Source organism: Micrococcus sp. UYEF5, assembly GCF_040546065.1.
GTDB lineage: Bacteria > Actinomycetota > Actinomycetes > Actinomycetales > Micrococcaceae > Micrococcus > Micrococcus luteus.
In genome coordinates this window covers 1-14,597 of sequence record NZ_JBEPNB010000007.1, presented here as the reverse complement: position 1 = coordinate 14,597, position 14,597 = coordinate 1, and the positions used below count along the sequence as shown (strand labels likewise).

The window sequence follows — 14,597 nt, the reverse complement described above, 5'->3', positions numbered from 1 at the left end:
CTAGGAGCGGGCCGGGCCATCCGGCCCGGCCCGAGGGACCCGAGGCGCCGCATAGATATTCGGTGCAACGCATATCTGCGCTAGGATGAAGCCATGACCCACACCGTCGCCGTCTCCGGAGCCAGCGGCTACGCCGGGGGAGAGGCCCTGCGCCTGCTCGCCGGCCACCCGTCCGTCACCGTCGGAGCCATCACGGCCCACTCGAACGCGGGGGAGCGCCTCGGCGCTCTCCAGCCGCACCTGCACGCCCTGGCGGACCGCGTCCTCGCCGAGACCACCGCGGAGGTCCTCGCCGGCCACGACGTCGTGATCCTCGCGCTGCCCCACGGGGCCTCCGGGGCGCTGGCGGCCGAGATCGCAGAGCGATCCCCGGACACCCTGGTGATCGACGCGGGCGCCGACCACCGCCTCGAGTCCGCCGCAGACTGGGAGGCCTTCTACGGCACCGCGCACGCCGGGACCTGGCCCTACGGCCTGCCCGAGCTGCCCGGTCAGCGTGAGCGACTCGCCGGCACCCGCCGCATCGCCGTCCCCGGGTGCTACCCGACCACCTCGATCCTCGCCCTCGCGCCCGGCTTCGCCGCGGGGCTGCTCGAGCCGCAGGACGTGGTGATCGTCGCCGCCTCGGGCACCTCCGGGGCGGGCAAGGCGCTCAAGCCGCACCTGCTCGGCGCCGAGGTCATGGGAGGGATGAGCCCGTACGGCGTCGGCGGCGGGCACCGGCACACCCCGGAGATCGAGCAGGGCCTGGCCCAGGCGGCCGGCGAGCCGGTCCGCGTCTCCTTCACGCCCACGCTCGCGCCGATGTCGCGCGGCATCCTCGCGACGGCCACGGCGCGGCTGCGCCCCGGCGTCGCCGCCGCGGACGTGCGCGACGCATGGGCCGAGGCCTACGGCGGCGAACGCTTCGTGCACCTGCTGCCCGAGGGCCAGTGGCCCACCACGAAGGCGGTCCTCGGCTCCAACCACGTGCAGCTGCAGCTCGCCGTGGACGAGCGGGCCGGCCGCGTGATCGTCTGCGCGGCGCTCGACAACCTCACCAAGGGCACGGCCGGCGGCGCCGTGCAGTCCATGAACATCGCCCTGGGCCTGCCGGAGCAGGCGGGGCTCGAACAGCAGGGGGTCGCACCGTGAGCGTCACCGCGGCACAGGGGTTCCGGGCGGCCGGCGTCACCGCGGGGCTGAAGGCCTCGGGCACGCCCGACGTCGCCGTCGTCGTCAACGAGGGCCCGCGCCGCGCGGCGGCCGCCGTCCTCACCGAGAACCGGGTGGCGGCCGCCCCCGTGGTCTGGACCCGCCGCGCCGTGCGGGACGGCCGCGCGACCGCGGTCGTCCTGAACTCCGGCGGGGCGAACGCGGCCACCGGCGCCGAGGGCCTCGCGGACGCCCGTCGCACCGCCGAGCACGCGGCCGCGGCCCTCGCGACCGCCGCCGACGACGTGCTCGTCTGCTCGACCGGCCTCATCGGCGAACGCCTGCCGATGGACACCCTCACCGCGGGCGTGTCCGAGGCGGTCGCCGCCCTCAGTCCGGACGGCGGCGAGGACGCCGCCGTCGCGATCAAGACCACGGACACCGTGGCCAAGACCGCCGTGGCCCGCGGCGCGGGCTTCACCGTGGGCGGCATGGCCAAGGGGGCGGGCATGCTGGCACCCGGCATGGCCACCATGCTCAGCGTCATCACCACGGACGCCGACGTCCCCGCCCCCGCCCTCGACGCGGCCCTGCGCGAGGCCGTGCGCGCCACCTTCAACCGGGTCGACTCGGACGGGTGCATGTCCACCAACGACACCGTGATCCTGCTGGCCTCGGGCGCGTCCGGGACCGCGCCCGAGCCCGAGGCGTTCGCCGCGGCCCTCCACGAGGTCTGCGCGGACCTGTCCCGCCAGCTCGTCGCCGACGCCGAGGGCGCCCGGCACGACATCGCCGTGCGCGTGGTCCACGCCGAGACCGAGGAAGCGGCCGAGGCCGTCGCCCGCGCCGTCGGCCGCTCCAACCTGTTCAAGACCGCGATCTTCGGCCAGGACCCGAACTGGGGACGCGTGATCGCCGCCGTCGGCACGGTCCCGGAGTCGGTCGCCGCCTTCGACCCGTACGCCCTCGACGTGCGCTTCAACGGCGTCCAGGTGTGCCGCGCCTCCGGTGTGGGGGAGGACCGCTCCCGCGTGGACCTGACGGCCCGCGAGGTGCTCGTCGAGGTCGACCTGCACGCCGGCGACGCCGAGGCCACGGTCTGGACCAACGACCTGACGCACGACTACGTCCACGAGAACTCCGCCTACTCCACGTGAGGACCCCCAGCATGAGCCCGCACACCGACCCGGCCACGGCGGCCGCACCCGTCCTGTCCACCGCGGACCGGCTCGACCGCGCCGAGTCCAAGGCGGAGGTCCTCGTCGAGGCCCTGCCCTGGATCCGGCGGTTCGCCGGCACCGTCATGGTCGTCAAGTACGGCGGCAACGCCATGGTGTCGGAGGAGCTGCGCCGGGCGTTCGCCGAGGACATCGTGTTCCTGCACCACGTGGGGGTCCACCCCGTGGTGGTGCACGGCGGCGGCCCGCAGATCAACGCGATGCTCGACCGCCTCGGCATCGCGTCCGAGTTCCGCGGCGGCCTGCGCGTGACCACCGAGGAGGCCATGGACGTGGTCCGCATGGTGCTCACGGGACAGGTGGGCCGCGAGCTGGTCGGCCTCGTGAACTCCCACGGCCCGTACGCCGTCGGCTTCTCCGGCGAGGACGCGGGGCTGCTGCGCGCCCGCCGCACGGGCGCCGTCGTGGACGGGCAGGAGGTGGACCTCGGCCTCGTGGGCGAGGTCACCGGCGTCGACCCGACCGCGATCCTCGACGTGATCGAGTCCGGGCGGATCCCCGTGGTCTCGTCGGTCGCCCCCGAGATCGACGACGACGGCCAGCCCACCGGGCAGGTCCTCAACGTCAATGCGGACACCGCCGCCGCGGCCCTGGCCGCCGCCCTCGGCGCCGCGAAGCTCGTGCTGCTCACCGACGTCGAGGGCCTCTACGCGGACTGGCCGGACCGGGACTCCCTCATCAGCTCGCTCACCGCCGCCCAGCTGCGTGCGCTGCTGCCCTCCCTGGCCTCCGGGATGATCCCGAAGATGGCCGCGTGCCTGGCGGCCGTCGACGCCGGCGTGCAGCGCGCCCACGTCGTGGACGGCCGCCGCCCCCACTCGATGCTGCTGGAGGTCTTCACCTCCGCGGGCGTCGGCACCCAGGTGGTGCCCGACGCCGAACCCACCGCCCCGACCACCCCCGAGGAGGACGCATGAGCACCGACCAGTCCGCGCTGCTGGAGCGCTACCACGCCGCCCTGACCGGCGTCTTCGGCCGCCCCACCCGCGTGCTCGTGCGCGGCGAGGGGGTCCACGTGTGGGACGCCGACGGCCGGCGCTACACGGACCTGCTGGCCGGCATCGCCGTGAATGCGCTCGGCCACGGCCACCCGGCGCTGGTGCGGGCCGTGTCCGAGCAGATCGCCACGCTCGGCCACGTGTCCAACCTCTTCACGTCCGAGCCGCAGATCCGCCTGGCCGAGCGCCTGCTGGAACTGGCCGGCGTGCCCGCGGGCTCCACCGTGTTCTTCGCGAACTCCGGCACGGAGGCCAACGAGGCCGCGTTCAAGCTCGCCCGCCGCCACGGTGCGGACGACCCGTCCGGCCGCCGGACGCGGGTGATCGCGCTCGAGCGGGCCTTCCACGGCCGCACGATGGGCGCCCTCGCGCTCACGCACAAGGAGGCCTACCGGGCGCCCTTCGAGCCGCTGCCCGGCGGCGTGGAGCACGTGCCGGGCGGGGACGCCGCAGCCCTGCGGGCGGCCCTGGCCCCGGACGACGACGGCGCCACCGTCGCCGCCGTCATCCTCGAGCCGGTCCAGGGCGAGGCCGGCGTGCACGGCTGGCCGGCCGGCTACCTGGCCGAGGTGCGGGCCGCGACCCGCGAGGCCGGCGCCCTGATGATCCTCGACGAGGTGCAGTCCGGCGTGGGCCGCACCGGCACGTGGTTCGGCTTCCAGAACCCGGCCGTCACCGGTGCGGCAGAGCCGGTGGTGCCCGACGCCTTCACCCTGGCGAAGGGACTGGGCGGCGGCGTGCCGATCGGGGCGCTCGTGTGCGTCGGCCCCGCCGTCTCCAGGCTGCTCACCGCCGGCCAGCACGGCACCACGTTCGGCGGCAACCCCCTGGCCACCGCCGCGGGCCTGGCCGTGCTCCAGACCGTCGAGGACGAGGGCCTGCTCGGCCACGTCCGCGCCGCGGGCGAGGCCGTGGCCGCCCTGCTGGAGGACCTGCCCGAGGTGGCCGCGGTGCGCGGTCACGGCCTGTGGATCGGCGTCGACCTGGCCGACCCCGCGGGACCGGTCCCGGCCGGCGGGCTGGCCCCCGCCGTCGTCGCCGCCGGCCTCGAGGCGGGCTGGATCCTCAACGCCACCGGCCCGTCCACCCTGCGCCTGGCCCCGCCGCTCACCGTGCCCGTGGCCGAGCTCGAGCGCTTCGCCGCCGCCCTGCCCGGGCTCGTGGCCGCCGCCCTGACCCCCGCCGAAGGAGACCGCCCATGACCCCCGCCACCGCCGTCCGCCACTTCCTGGTGGACACGGACCTCACCCCGGCCGAGCAGGCCGAGGTGCTCGACCTCGCCGCGCAGATGAAGGCCGACCGGTTCCGGCACCGCCCGCTGGCCGGGCCCCGGACCGGCATCGTGTTCTTCGACAAGACCTCCACGCGCACCCGCGTCTCGTTCGCGGCCGGCATCGCCGAGCTCGGCGGGACGCCCTTGATCGTGAACCCGGGGGAGTCGCAGCTGGGCCACAAGGAGTCCGTGGCGGACACGGCCCGCGTGCTGGAGCGGATGGTCGGCGTCATCGTCTGGCGCACGTTCGCGCAGGCCGGTCTCGAGGAGATGGCCGCCCATTCCTCGGTGCCCGTGGTCAATGCGCTCAGCGACGACTACCACCCCTGTCAGATCCTCGCCGACCTGCTGACGGTGCGCGAGCACCTCGGCGGCACGGCGGGCCGCACTCTGACGTATCTGGGGGACGCGGCGAACAACATGGCCCACTCGTATCTGCTCGGCTGCGCGACGGCCGGCATGCACGTGCGGGTCGCCGGCCCCGAGGGGCACCTGCCTGCCGAGGACGTCGTGGCCGCCGCCCGACGGCGGGCGGCGGAGACGGGCGGTTCCGTCCTCGTCACGACGGACGCGGCCGAGGCCCTGGCGGGCGCGGACGTCGTCGTGACCGACACGTGGGTGTCCATGGGCCAGGAGGAGGAGAAGGAGGCCCGCCTGGCGCTGTTCCGGGACTACCAGGTGGACGCCGCCGCGATGGCGCGGGCGGCCGACGACGCGATCTTCCTGCACTGCCTGCCCGCGTACCGGGGCTACGAGGTCACGGCCGAGGTGATCGACGGGCCGCGGTCCGTGGTGTTCGACGAGGCCGAGAACCGGCTGCACGCGCAGAAGGCGCTCATCGCCTGGCTGCTGTACCGCTCCGGCCTGGCCGAGGAGCCGCGCTGATGGCCGCCCCCACGACGAAGATCGCCCGTCAGGCCGCGATCCGGGAGATCCTGGCCACCCGGGGCATCCGCTCCCAGGCCGAACTCTCGGACGCCCTGGGCGATCGCGGGCTGTCCGTCACCCAGGGCACGCTCTCGCGGGACCTGGTGGACCTCGGCGCGGTGCGGACGCGCGGGCCGGCCGGCATGGTCTACGCCCTTCCGGCGGAGGGCGACGACGCCGCCGTGCCGGGCCGCGGCTCGGACGCGCAGCTGAATCGCCTGGCGAGCATGGCCCGCGAGCTGCTCGTCTCCGCCGAGCCCACCGCGAACCTCGTGGTCCTGCGCACGCCCCCGGGCGCGGCGCAGTTCCTGGCCAGCGTGATCGACCAGGCGCGCGTGGAGCACGTGATGGGCACGATCGCCGGCGACGACACCATCCTCCTCATCACCACGGGGACCACGTCCGCCCCGGCCGTCGCGGCCCACCTGCTGGGTCTGGCGGGCTAACCGACCCGTCCGGCCCCGCCCGCGCGGGTGACGGGCACCAGGCACGAGGAAGGCCCCCGCCGACGGCGGGGGCCTTCCTCGTGTGGTACCGGTCCGGGGGACCGGTCAGGCGTCTCAGGCCTGCGGCAGGACGAGCTCCTGGCCGACGTAGATCACGGCGGCGTCGGAGACGGCGCCCTTGTTGGCCTCGTAGAGGGCGGTCCAGCCACCCTCCACCTCGTACTCGTTGGCGAGCTTCCAGAGGGAGTCACCGGACTTGACGACGATGGTCTCGGCCTCGGCGACGACGGCCTGCTCCGCGGCAGCGGCCTGCTCAGCGGCGGCAGCCTTCTGAGCGGCGGCCTTCTCCGCGGCGGCAGCCTTCTGAGCGGCAGCCTTCTCCGCGGCGGCGGCACGCTGGGCAGCGGCCTTGTCGGCGGCGGCCTGCTCGGCAGCAGCCTGCTCGGCGGCCCAGCGCTCGGCGGCGGCCTGGTCGGCAGCAGCCTGCTCGGCGGCCCAGCGCTCGGCGGCGGCCTGGTCGGCAGCAGCCTGCTCAGCAGCGGCCTGCTCAGCAGCAGCCTCGTCGGCGGCGGACTGGCGCTGCACGGTGGCGGTGCGCTCCACGGCGACCGGGGCGGCCTCGGTGGCGTCCACGTCACCGGCGTCCGCGTCAGCCTGGGTCAGGCCCAGCTTCTGCGAGCACAGCGGCCAGGCGCCCCAGCCCTGCAGGTCCTGGAGGATCTCGGCGCGCTTGATCTGCTCGGCCTTGGAGGCCTGGTGCGGGTAGCCCTCGCCGCCGACGGCCTGCCAGGAGGACAGGGTGAACTGCACGCCGCCGTAGAAGCCGTTGCCGGTGTTGATGTCCCAGGTGCCGTTGGACTCGCACTCGGCGAGGCGGTCCCAGGTGTCCACGGTGGCGGCCTGGGCCAGGGCGGAGAAGCCCACGGCGGCGGCGCCGGCGAGGGTCATGCCCGCAACGATCGAGGCGGTGGCACGGCGGGAGCGGGTGGCGGAAGTGGTGAAGAGAGTCATGGTGTCCATGGCGAGTCCTCGCTGATCGGTGGCCGAGGCACACCGGGGTCGTCCTTCTCCTTGGTCGGGTCATGCCCTCCGTCGGTTCGAGACGACCCAGCAGCGGGCGACCGTCGGAGGGGGTTCGATGTCGTGGCCTCCCCGTCCCCGACCTCTCGGTCAGATCACGGTTCGATCACGAATCGGCTACGGAAGAGTCAACGACGGGAGCCCCCCTCGCGTCAAATCATGGGTCGACGAATTCTTGCCCGTCCGTCTCACATTTGAGATCAGGTGACGAATCGCTCCCTGAGGCGGGAGTACGTGGACGAAATGCACGCCACTGCCCGCATTGGATCTTAGGGCGTCTGATTGGACAGTGTGGACAACCTCCGTCACAGGGGCGTGGGCGAAGGTCACGATCGACGGTCGAAGCCGTGACCGGCGTCGCGTTCGACCCGAACTTCGAGCGCGGGGCCATGGTTGCGGGTGGCCGCCGCGGTGGGCGCAGAGGGGCTGCGCAGGATCCATCAGGAGCTGATATTCCGTCAGTTGCATATTTATTCAAGACCCGGGTAGGATCGTCGCCGAGCACGCCTCCGACGGCCACGTGCCGCGCTCGGAGACCCCCCTATATAAAGAGGAGAAAACGTGAAGGAACGCATCATCCTTGCCTACTCGGGCGGCCTGGACACCTCCGTGGCCATCGGCTGGATCGCCGAGGCCACGGGCGCCGAGGTCGTCGCCGTCGCGGTCGACGTGGGCCAGGGGGGCGAGTCCCTCGAGACGATCCGCCAGCGCGCCCTGGACTGCGGCGCCGTCGAGGCCTACGTCGCCGACGCGCGTGACGAGTTCGCCGAGCAGTACTGCATGCCCACGCTCAAGGCCAACGCCCTCTACATGGACGCCTACCCGCTGGTCTCCGCGATCTCGCGCCCGGTGATCTCCCGCCACCTGGTCGCGGCGGCCCGCCAGTTCGGCGCCTCGACGGTGGCGCACGGCTGCACCGGCAAGGGCAACGACCAGGTCCGCTTCGAGGTCTCCATCCAGACCCTCGGCCCCGACCTGAAGTGCATCGCGCCGGTGCGCGACCTCGCCCTGACCCGTGAGAAGGCCATCGAGTACGCCGAGCGCAACGACCTGCCGATCGTCACCACCAAGAAGAACCCGTTCTCGATCGACCAGAACGTGTGGGGCCGCGCCGTCGAGACCGGCTTCCTCGAGGACATCTGGAACGGCCCCACGAAGGACGTCTACGACTACACGGACGACCCCGCCTTCCCGCCGGCGCCGGACGTGGTCACGATCGCCTTCGAGCGCGGCGTCCCCACGGCCCTCGACGGTCGCGCGCTGAGCCCGCTGGAGATCATCGAGGAGCTCAACCGCCGGGCCGGTGCCCAGGGCGTGGGCCGGATCGACATCGTCGAGGACCGCCTCGTGGGCATCAAGTCCCGTGAGATCTACGAGGCACCGGGCGCCATGGCGCTGATCGCGGCCCACCGTGAGCTCGAGAACGTCACCCTGGAGCGGGAACAGGCGCGCTTCAAGAAGCATGTGGACCAGCGTTGGACCGAGCTGGTCTACGACGGCCAGTGGTACTCCCCGCTGAAGCGGAACCTGGACACGTTCATCGACGCGACCCAGGAGCACGTCAACGGTGAGATCCGCCTGGAGCTCCACGGCGGCCGTGCCACGGTGCAGGGTCGCCGGTCCGAGACCGGCCTGTACGACTTCAACCTCGCCACGTACGACGAGGGCGACTCGTTCGACCAGTCCTCGGCCCGCGGGTTCATCGACATCTTCGGCCTGTCCGCGAAGACGGCCTCGGAGCGCGAGCAGCGCCTGCGCGGCGGCGACGACCTCCAGGACGTCGCCCGCCTGTCCAACGACTGACCCCGCACGCCCCGCGCACGACGGCGGCCCGCCCGCGCCCGGGCCGGCCGCCGTCGGCCTGTCACCGACCTCGAGGAGACCTTCGATGACCGAGAACACCGACGCCCGCCACGGGACCAACGAGGGCGCCCTGTGGGGCGGCCGCTTCGCCGGCGGCCCTTCCGAGGCGCTCGCCGCGCTCAGCAAGTCCACGCACTTCGACTGGCGCCTGGCGCCCTATGACATCGCCGGCTCCCGTGCCCACGCCCGGGTGCTGCACACCGCCGGTCTGCTCAGTGCGGACGACCTGGACGGGATGATCGCGGCCCTCGACCGGCTCGAGGCGGACGTGCGTTCCGGTGCCTACACCCCGGCGGCGTCCGATGAGGACGTGCACGGCTCGCTCGAGCGCGGCCTCATCGAGCGGGCCGGTCCCGAGCTCGGCGGCCGCCTGCGGGCCGGCCGATCCCGCAACGACCAGGTCGCCACCCTCGGCCGGATGTTCCTGCGCGACCACGCCCGCATCATCGCGCGGGGCGTGATCGCCACGGTGGACGCGCTGCTCGATCAGGCGCGGGCGCACCCGTACGCGCCGATGCCGGGCCGCACCCACCTGCAGCACGCGCAGCCCGTCCTGCTCTCGCACCACCTGCTCGCGCACGCCTGGGCGTTCGCGCGGGACCTGCAGCGGCTCGTGGACTGGGACGCGCGCGCGGCCGTCTCGCCGTACGGCTCCGGGGCCCTGGCCGGCTCCTCCCTGGGTCTGGACCCGAACGCCGTGGCCACCGAGCTCGGCTTCGAGTCGGCCGTGTGGAACTCGATCGACGGCACCGCCGCCCGCGACGTGTACGCGGAGTTCGCGTGGGTCGCCGCGATGGTCGGCGTCGACCTGTCCCGCATCTCGGAGGAGGTCATCTTCTGGGCCACCAAGGAGGCGGGCTTCGTGACGCTGCACGACGCGTACTCCACGGGGTCCTCGATCATGCCGCAGAAGAAGAACCCGGACGTCGCCGAGCTGGCCCGCGGCAAGTCCGGCCGCCTCATCGGCGACCTCACGGGGCTGCTGGCCACGCTCAAGGGCATGCCGCTGGCCTACAACCGCGACCTGCAGGAGGACAAGGAGCCCGTCTTCGACGCCGCGGACACCCTCGAGCTGCTGCTACCCGCCGTCTCCGGGATGATCGCCACCCTCGAGTTCCAGACGGAGCGCATGGCGGAGCTGGCCCCGCAGGGCTTCGCGCTGGCCACCGACGTCGCCGAGTGGCTCGTCCGCCAGGGGGTCCCGTTCCGCGAGGCCCACGAGCTGTCGGGCGAGGCCGTGAAGGCGGCCGAGGCCCGGGGCGTGGAGCTGTGGGACCTCACGGACGACGAGTACGCGGCCATCTCGCCGGCGCTGACCCCGCAGGTCCGCGAGGTGCTCAGCACGGAGGGCTCGCTCGCCTCTCGCGACGCCCAGGGCGGGACCGCGCCGACGGCCGTCGCGGCGCAGATCGGGGCGCTCGAGGACGCCCTGGCGCCGCTGCGCCGCTGGGCCGACACGCCGGGCTCCGTCGTCGACGCCCGCTGACGCGGTCGCCCGGCCGAGGCGGCGCCGACCGGGCCGGACGCGGCGGCGCCCCCAGGGCACCGCCGCGTCACCCGCCGTTCACCGCGGTCGGCGTAGCATGGGTGGTCACTTTTCCGCCGGGCGGGCCGCAGCGTGGTCCGCCCCTCACCGCACCGCGAGGGCCCCCGATGACCGATACCGTGTCCGTCCGCCAGTCCGAGCTCGACCTCGAGCGGGGTCGGGTCGCCGAGCGGTACGCCCGCCTCGACGCCCTGCGTGAGGAGAAGGAGCGCCAGCTCGCGGCCGTGCGCCGGACCGGCCCGCAGGGGTCGCTGCAGAACCACTCCGAGCGCGACGCCTTCGCCAGCCTCTACGAGGACCGACTCGCCCAGCTCTACGCCGTGGACGACCGCCTCGTCTTCGGCCGGCTCGACCTCGACGCCGAGCGGGAGGGTGGGGCCGACGAGCAGCGGTACATCGGGCGCATCGGCCTCACCACCGAGGACCACGAGCGCCTCCTCGTCGACTGGCGCGCGGCCGAGGCCGGCGCCTTCTACCAGGCGACGGCGGCCCACCGGGGCCGCGTGCGCCGTCGTCGTCACCTGATGCTGCGGGGGCGCGAGGTGCGCGACCTCGAGGACGACATCCTGGACCCGACGCTGCTGGGCGAGGACGGCGTGCGCGCCGATGCCCAGGGTGCGCTGCTGGCCGCCGTCACCGCCCGACGCACGGGACGGATGGGGGACATCGTCGCCACGATCCAGGCGGAGCAGGACGAGGTGATCCGCGCGCCCCTGCCCGGGGCGGTCGTGGTGCAGGGCGGGCCCGGCACGGGGAAGACCGCCGTCGCCCTGCACCGCGCCGCCTACCTGCTGTACACCCACCGGGAGCGCCTCGCGCGCTCGGGCGTGCTGATCGTCGGCCCGTCGACCGCGTTCATGCGGTACATCGAGCGGGTGCTGCCCTCGCTGGGCGAGACCGGTGTCGTGATGTCCTCGCTGGGGACGCTGATGCCGGGTGTGCGGGCCGTCCCGGAGCGGGACCTCGACGCGGCGGCGGTGAAGGGCCGGCTGGACATGGTGGACGCCGTCGCCCACGCGGTCGCGCAGCGCCAGCGCCTGCTCGTCGAGCCGCGGCGCCTGATGATCGACGGCACGGCCGTCAAGCTCAAGCCGGCCATGGTCCGGCGCGCCCGGGACAAGGCGCGGGCCACCCGCAAGCCCCACAACGAGGCCCGGGTGACGTTCGTGAAGATCCTCGTCCGCGAGCTCGCGGAGAAGCTGCGCAAGAAGCTGGAGAAGTCCTCGGGCACCCCGGTGCAGCGTGACCTCCTGCTGGAGGACGTGCGCACCTCGCGCGACGTGCGCATCGCGCTCAACCTCTGCTGGATGCCGCTGACGCCGGAGAAGCTGATCGGCGACCTCCTCACCCGGGAGGACCTGCTCCGGGCGGCCGCCCCGTGGCTCTCCGACGCCGAGGTCGGCACGCTCCTGCGGCCGGCCGACGCCCCCTGGACCGAGGCCGACGTGCCCCTGCTGGACGAGGCGGCCGAGCTGCTCGGACGCCTCGAGACCCCGGGCCGGGGCGGTGAGTTCGCGGCCCAGCACGAGCGCAACCTCGAGAACGCCAGGGCGTCCCTGGAGAACATGCACCAGACGCTCGCGGACCTGGGCGTCGACGGCGTCGTGGACGCCGAGCAGCTGGCCGCGGCCAATGAGGCACGCGGGGTGCGACGGACCACCGCTGAGACCGCGGCCCACGACCGCACCTGGACGTACGGGCACGTGGTGGTGGACGAGGCTCAGGAGCTCTCTCCGATGCAGTGGCGCCTGCTGGCGCGCCGCTGCCCGATGAAGTCGTTCACCATCGTGGGGGACATCGCGCAGTCCTCCCGTCGTGACGCGGCCGGCTCGTGGGCGTCCGTCCTCGCCCCGGAGTTCGGGGACCGCTGGCGCCTGGAAGAGCTGACCGTGAACTACCGCTCGCCCGCGCGCGTGATGCGCTGGGCCGCGCAGGTCGCACGGGCGGCCGGGCTCGAGGTCTCCCATCCGCGCGCCGTGCGCGAGGGCGACCACCGCCCGCGCCTGGTGACGGAGCCGGGCGGGGACGTCGCGGCCCTGGCCCTCGACGCGGTCGAGGTCGAGCGGGACCGCGTGCCCGAGGCCCTGACCGCCGTGATCGCCCCCGCCGGGCGGACGGGGGAGCTGCTCACGGTCCTCCGGGAGCGGTGGGGGGAGGCGGCCGTGGACACCGCGCCGCTGCCCGGCGTCGAGATCGTCGTCGCCACCCCGTGGGAGACCAAGGGACTGGAGTTCGACACCGTCGTCCTCGTCTCGCCCGAGCGGATCGTGGCCGACGCGCGCGGCGTGGTGGGCGATCTGTACGTGGCGATGACCCGCGCCACCCAGTCGTTGTCCGTCGTCGCCGGGACGGACGCGGCCGCGCTGCCGGCCGGGCTGGCGGACGTCCCGGAGTGAGCCCCGCGGGCGACGTCGCACGTGCGCGGCGTCGCGGAGGCGCGCGGGCGCGTCGCTAGGCTGGGGGCTATGGCACCCCAGAACGAGGAGCGCGCGGCCCGACTGCGCGCACAGGCGAACGACCCGAGCTTCGAGAACGTCTGGCAGGAGCTGCGCTGGCGCGGGCTCGTGCACGTCTCGACGGACGAGGCCGCGCTGGAACAGGCGCTGGCCGGGGAGCCCGTCTCGTATTACTGCGGCTTCGACCCGACCGCTCCGTCTCTCCACCTGGGACACCTGGTCCAGCTGCTCACCCTGCGCCGCCTGCAGCTCGCCGGCCACCGCCCGTATGCCCTCGTGGGCGGCGCCACCGGCCTCATCGGCGACCCGCGGCAGACCTCGGAGCGCGTCCTGAACTCGCAGGAGACCGTGGCGGCGTGGGTGGAGTCGCTGCGCGCGCAGATCGAGCCGTACCTCTCCTTCGAGGGGGAGAACGCGGCGACCATGGTCAACAACCTGGACTGGACCGCGGGCATGAGCGCGCTGGACTTCCTGCGGGACGTCGGCAAGAACTTCCGCGTCGGCACGATGGTGAAGAAGGAGATCGTGGCCAAGCGCCTGAACTCTGATGAGGGCATCTCCTACACGGAGTTCTCCTACCAGGTGCTGCAGGGCAACGACTTCCTCGAGCTGCACCGCCGGCACGGCGTGACCCTCCAGACCGGCGGCTCCGACCAGTGGGGCAACCTCACCGCCGGCACCGAGCTGATCCGCAAGGTGGAGGGGACCCACGCCCATGCGCTGGGCACGCCGCTGATCACGAACGCGGACGGCACCAAGTTCGGCAAGTCCGAGGGCAACGCCGTCTGGCTCGACGCGGAGATGTGCTCCCCGTACGCCTTCTACCAGTTCTGGCTCAACACGGCGGACGCGGACGTCGTCGACCGACTCAAGGTCTTCACGTTCCTGACCCGCGCGGAGATCGAGGAGTACGCGCAGAAGGTGGCCGACGAGCCGTTCCGCCGGGAAGCCCAGAGGCGCCTGGCGTGGGAGGTCACGGCGCTGGCCCACGGAGAGGAGACGACGACGAAGGTCATCGAGGCCTCCCAGGCGGTGTTCGGAGGCGGCGACCTCACCACGGTGGACCCGGACACGCTGACCGCCGTGCTGGCCGAGCTGCCGCAGGCCGACCGGACCCAGTGGGAGGGGGAGCCGGGCACCGTGACCGCGGTCGAGCTGCTGGTCTCCACCGGGCTGGTCGCCTCGCGCTCCGAGGCGCGTCGGACGGTGCGCGACGGCGGCGCCTCGGTGAACAACGTGCGGGTGACGGATGCCGACCAGGTGTTCACCCGAGACGACGCCTTCGCCGGCCGGCACCTGCTGGTGCGCCGGGGCAAGAAGAACATGGCGGGTGCGGACCTGGGGGAGGCCTGACCACGGCCGCAGACCACCGGTGTCCACCGGGTCGCCAGAAGTGACCGAGGACACGACGGGCGGCGACGGCGGAGGAACCGCCCACGGGAGGAGCACAGGGCCCCGTTCTCCGCAGGATTCTGCGGAGAACGGGGCCCTCCCTCGTGCCCGGACGCCGGGTGTCACCCCTGATTTTGTGTTCGGTGGGATTCGTGTGTAGAGTTCCATCTCGTGCTCAAGACGCCGACCGGGTGACCGGGAGGCGGGGTGAAGAACACAGAATCCGCGGATTCATGCCGAGAAT

11 protein-coding genes are annotated in these 14,597 nt (G+C 73.6%); 10 read left to right on the top strand and 1 reads right to left on the bottom strand.

The features are described from left to right. Window positions 1–93: 93 nt before the first annotated feature. From argC to argR, 6 genes are read left to right on the top strand one after another with little or no spacing between them, the layout of a single operon-like run. Entirely contained in the window at window positions 94–1,134 is a 1,041-nt protein-coding gene (gene argC, locus ABIB16_RS07975) for an N-acetyl-gamma-glutamyl-phosphate reductase (RefSeq protein WP_061866989.1), read from the top strand. After that, window positions 1,131–2,291, top strand: a complete 1,161-nt coding sequence (gene argJ / locus ABIB16_RS07970; RefSeq protein WP_041104181.1) for a bifunctional glutamate N-acetyltransferase/amino-acid acetyltransferase ArgJ — start codon at window positions 1,131–1,133, stop codon at window positions 2,289–2,291. The genes argC and argJ overlap by 4 nt, the downstream gene beginning before the upstream one ends. Before the next feature lie 11 nt (window positions 2,292–2,302). Next, complete coding sequence (gene argB / locus ABIB16_RS07965; RefSeq protein ID WP_196296765.1) at window positions 2,303–3,289, top strand: acetylglutamate kinase; 987 nt, start codon at window positions 2,303–2,305, stop codon at window positions 3,287–3,289. Next, window positions 3,286–4,572, top strand: a complete 1,287-nt coding sequence (locus tag ABIB16_RS07960) for an acetylornithine transaminase (protein ID WP_041104178.1) — start codon at window positions 3,286–3,288, stop codon at window positions 4,570–4,572. The genes argB and ABIB16_RS07960 overlap by 4 nt, the downstream gene beginning before the upstream one ends. Next, window positions 4,569–5,528, top strand: a complete 960-nt coding sequence (argF, locus tag ABIB16_RS07955) for an ornithine carbamoyltransferase (protein WP_041104176.1) — start codon at window positions 4,569–4,571, stop codon at window positions 5,526–5,528. The genes ABIB16_RS07960 and argF overlap by 4 nt, the downstream gene beginning before the upstream one ends. Continuing rightward, a complete protein-coding gene (gene argR / locus ABIB16_RS07950) occupies window positions 5,528–6,016 on the top strand; it encodes an arginine repressor (RefSeq protein WP_036337506.1) in 489 nt (162 codons plus the stop codon). Before argF ends, argR begins: the two co-directional genes overlap by 1 nt. A gap of 114 nt (window positions 6,017–6,130) precedes the next feature. On the opposite strand, the gene rpf is transcribed toward argR, so the two are convergent. Beyond that, window positions 6,131–7,036 (bottom strand): resuscitation-promoting factor Rpf, encoded by a 906-nt coding sequence (rpf, locus tag ABIB16_RS07945; protein ID WP_216886109.1) that lies wholly within the window; start codon window positions 7,034–7,036, stop codon window positions 6,131–6,133. Window positions 7,037–7,657: 621 nt separating this feature from the next. Here rpf and ABIB16_RS07940 point away from each other — a divergent pair. From ABIB16_RS07940 to tyrS, 4 genes are all read left to right on the top strand, one after another. Then, window positions 7,658–8,899 carry an argininosuccinate synthase gene (locus ABIB16_RS07940; protein ID WP_041104698.1) on the top strand — a complete coding sequence of 414 codons (1,242 nt, stop codon included), beginning with the start codon at window positions 7,658–7,660 and terminating at the stop codon, window positions 8,897–8,899. A gap of 85 nt (window positions 8,900–8,984) precedes the next feature. After that, window positions 8,985–10,445, top strand: coding sequence for an argininosuccinate lyase (argH, locus tag ABIB16_RS07935; RefSeq protein ID WP_044659914.1), 1,461 nt, complete (start codon window positions 8,985–8,987; stop codon window positions 10,443–10,445). 167 nt (window positions 10,446–10,612) lie between these two features. Next, window positions 10,613–12,901, top strand: a complete 2,289-nt coding sequence (locus ABIB16_RS07930) for a HelD family protein (protein WP_041104703.1) — start codon at window positions 10,613–10,615, stop codon at window positions 12,899–12,901. A 69-nt stretch (window positions 12,902–12,970) separates the two neighbouring features. Continuing rightward, window positions 12,971–14,314 carry a tyrosine--tRNA ligase gene (tyrS, locus tag ABIB16_RS07925; protein ID WP_070708495.1) on the top strand — a complete coding sequence of 448 codons (1,344 nt, stop codon included), beginning with the start codon at window positions 12,971–12,973 and terminating at the stop codon, window positions 14,312–14,314. Window positions 14,315–14,597 lie beyond the last annotated feature (283 nt).

Excerpts from the sequence above, each read along its gene's own strand:
- argC (WP_061866989.1), top strand. The coding sequence starts at position 94 with ATGACCCACACCGTCGCCGTCTCCGGAGCCAGCGGCTACGCCGGGGGA.
- argB (WP_196296765.1), top strand. The coding sequence starts at position 2,303 with ATGAGCCCGCACACCGACCCGGCCACGGCGGCCGCACCCGTCCTGTCC.
- ABIB16_RS07960 (WP_041104178.1), top strand. The coding sequence starts at position 3,286 with ATGAGCACCGACCAGTCCGCGCTGCTGGAGCGCTACCACGCCGCCCTG.
- argF (WP_041104176.1), top strand. The coding sequence starts at position 4,569 with ATGACCCCCGCCACCGCCGTCCGCCACTTCCTGGTGGACACGGACCTC.
- argR (WP_036337506.1), top strand. The coding sequence starts at position 5,528 with ATGGCCGCCCCCACGACGAAGATCGCCCGTCAGGCCGCGATCCGGGAG.
- rpf (WP_216886109.1), bottom strand. The coding sequence starts at position 7,036 with ATGGACACCATGACTCTCTTCACCACTTCCGCCACCCGCTCCCGCCGT.
- argH (WP_044659914.1), top strand. The coding sequence starts at position 8,985 with ATGACCGAGAACACCGACGCCCGCCACGGGACCAACGAGGGCGCCCTG.
- ABIB16_RS07930 (WP_041104703.1), top strand. The coding sequence starts at position 10,613 with ATGACCGATACCGTGTCCGTCCGCCAGTCCGAGCTCGACCTCGAGCGG.
- tyrS (WP_070708495.1), top strand. The coding sequence starts at position 12,971 with ATGGCACCCCAGAACGAGGAGCGCGCGGCCCGACTGCGCGCACAGGCG.